Source organism: Mycobacteriales bacterium, from assembly GCA_036497565.1.
Taxonomy (GTDB): domain Bacteria; phylum Actinomycetota; class Actinomycetes; order Mycobacteriales; family QHCD01; genus DASXJE01.
The window spans coordinates 1-1689 of the sequence record DASXJE010000173.1 but is presented as its reverse complement, the minus strand read 5'-3'; the positions used below and the strand labels follow the sequence as shown (position 1 = coordinate 1689).

The 1689-nt window shown below is 66.8% G+C and carries 2 protein-coding genes and 1 pseudogene; 2 read left to right on the top strand and 1 reads right to left on the bottom strand.

What is annotated here, in order from left to right; all coding sequences use genetic code 11:
- The first annotated feature begins 147 nt into the window (after positions 1-147).
- Both VGH85_14610 and VGH85_14605 read left to right on the top strand, forming a co-directional pair.
- Positions 148-552: a VOC family protein gene (locus VGH85_14610; GenBank protein HEY2175035.1), complete on the top strand. Its 405-nt coding sequence runs from the start codon at positions 148-150 to the stop codon at positions 550-552.
- Between the two features lie 110 nt (positions 553-662).
- On the top strand, positions 663-1436 hold the full coding sequence (locus VGH85_14605; GenBank protein HEY2175034.1) for a DUF427 domain-containing protein: 774 nt from the start codon (positions 663-665) through the stop codon (positions 1434-1436).
- Between the two features lie 37 nt (positions 1437-1473).
- On the opposite strand, the pseudogene VGH85_14600 reads toward VGH85_14605, so the two are convergent.
- Positions 1474-1684 (bottom strand): annotated as a pseudogene (locus tag VGH85_14600) (DUF2461 family protein).
- Positions 1685-1689: the final 5 nt, after the last annotated feature.

The following is a 1689-nucleotide window of genomic DNA, read 5'->3' as shown; positions in this document are numbered from 1 at the left end:
TGATCCTCGCGCCTGGGGTCGGCGGGGCGTTCCTGGGCCCGTCGCCGAGCGCGCCGACGCCATCGCCGGAGCTGCCGCTCACACCCAGGGCCCAGTCCGTGACGGGGCGGCACTCGCCCCGCCCACATCACCTATAGGAGTTGCGTCGTGGCAGACTTTCCCGCCCCAGCCGAGGGCATCGTGCTCACCCATTTCCTCGTCTCCGACGATGTCGACCGCTCGCGGGCCTTCTACACCGAGGTGCTCGGTGGCGAGGCGCTGACGGATGGCGAGCCGACGATCGTGGCGCTGGCCAACAGCTGGATCATCATCAACACCGGCGGCGGCCCCACGGACGACAAACCCTCGATCACGCTCGAGGCCCCGCACGATCTGGACCGGGTCAGCGCGTTCCTGAATATCCGTGTTGCCGACATCGCCGCCGTATACGCCGACTGGTCGGCCAAGGGCGCGCAGTTCCTCACCGAACCGATCGATCGTGGCCCGGAGATCCGCTGCTACCTGCGTGACCCCGACGGTCACCTCATCGAGGTCGGGCAGAGCCGACGCTGAGTGCCATCCCCGCCATCACTCCTAACACCCAGAGTTAGATATGCAGGACAAGTCCTGCGGACCGTGCGACGAAGACTTCAGGGTCTGCTCGCCGCGGCCGGAGCCACCCCGTGACCGGCGGCTATCCGCTGACGCTGCCGCCGGTAAACCATACGGCGCCGGTCCCTCGCCGGATCAGGGCGACACTGGCTGGGCAGACCGTTCTCGACACGATGTCGGCGCCGTATGTATGGGAGTGGTCGCACTACCCGCAGTATTACATCCCGCTAGCCGACATCGACCCCGCGGTGCTGGTCGATGAGCAGCACGAGCAGAAGCTCAGCCGCGGCACCGCCCGCCGCTACAGCCCGCAGGTCGGGGACGTGACCCGGCCCGCGGCGCTGCGGGTCTACGGCGACGACGCCGTAGTCGAGGGATTGGCCGGACGGGCGCGGTTCGAGTGGGATTCCCTGGACGCTTGGTTCGAGGAGGACGAGCAGGTCTTCGTCCACGCCCGCGACCCCTACACGCGCGTCGACGCGCTGCGGTCCACCCGCAGCGTCCGTGTCGAGCTCGAAGGCGTCGTGCTGGCCGAATCGAGCTCGCCGGTGATGGTGTTCGAGACCGGGCTGCCGACCCGCTACTACCTCAACCGCACTGAAGTCGACTTCACCCACCTCGCCCCGGCCAGCACGTCGACCGCCTGTCCCTATAAGGGCACCACCAGCGGCTACTGGACCGCGCACCTCGGTGACACGAACTACTCCGACATCGCCTGGACCTACGACTTCCCGACCCGCCAACTGCTGCCGATCGCCGGGCTGATCGCGTTCTACAACGAGAAAGTCGACACCTTCCTCGACGGTCGTCTCCTTGACCGGCCTGTCAGCCTGCCGTCCCGGTAGCTGGCACCGATGGTGGCGCCGATGTGCGTCTTGTACCGGACTTGTCGGTACTGAAGCGGACATCCCGATTGGGACGGGATACCTTGCCGTCTCCGAACTCGGGGGCCAGTTCGGCAAGGGATCGCCTTCATCGGAGAGAGCACGACCGTCTCGTAGACGTCCTTATGCGCAGTCCACTAGGCCTTGGAGTTGTCGGCTTCGAGACCTTCGTAGAACTCCAGGGCCTCGCCAGGCCAGCCGCGGAACATCCTCG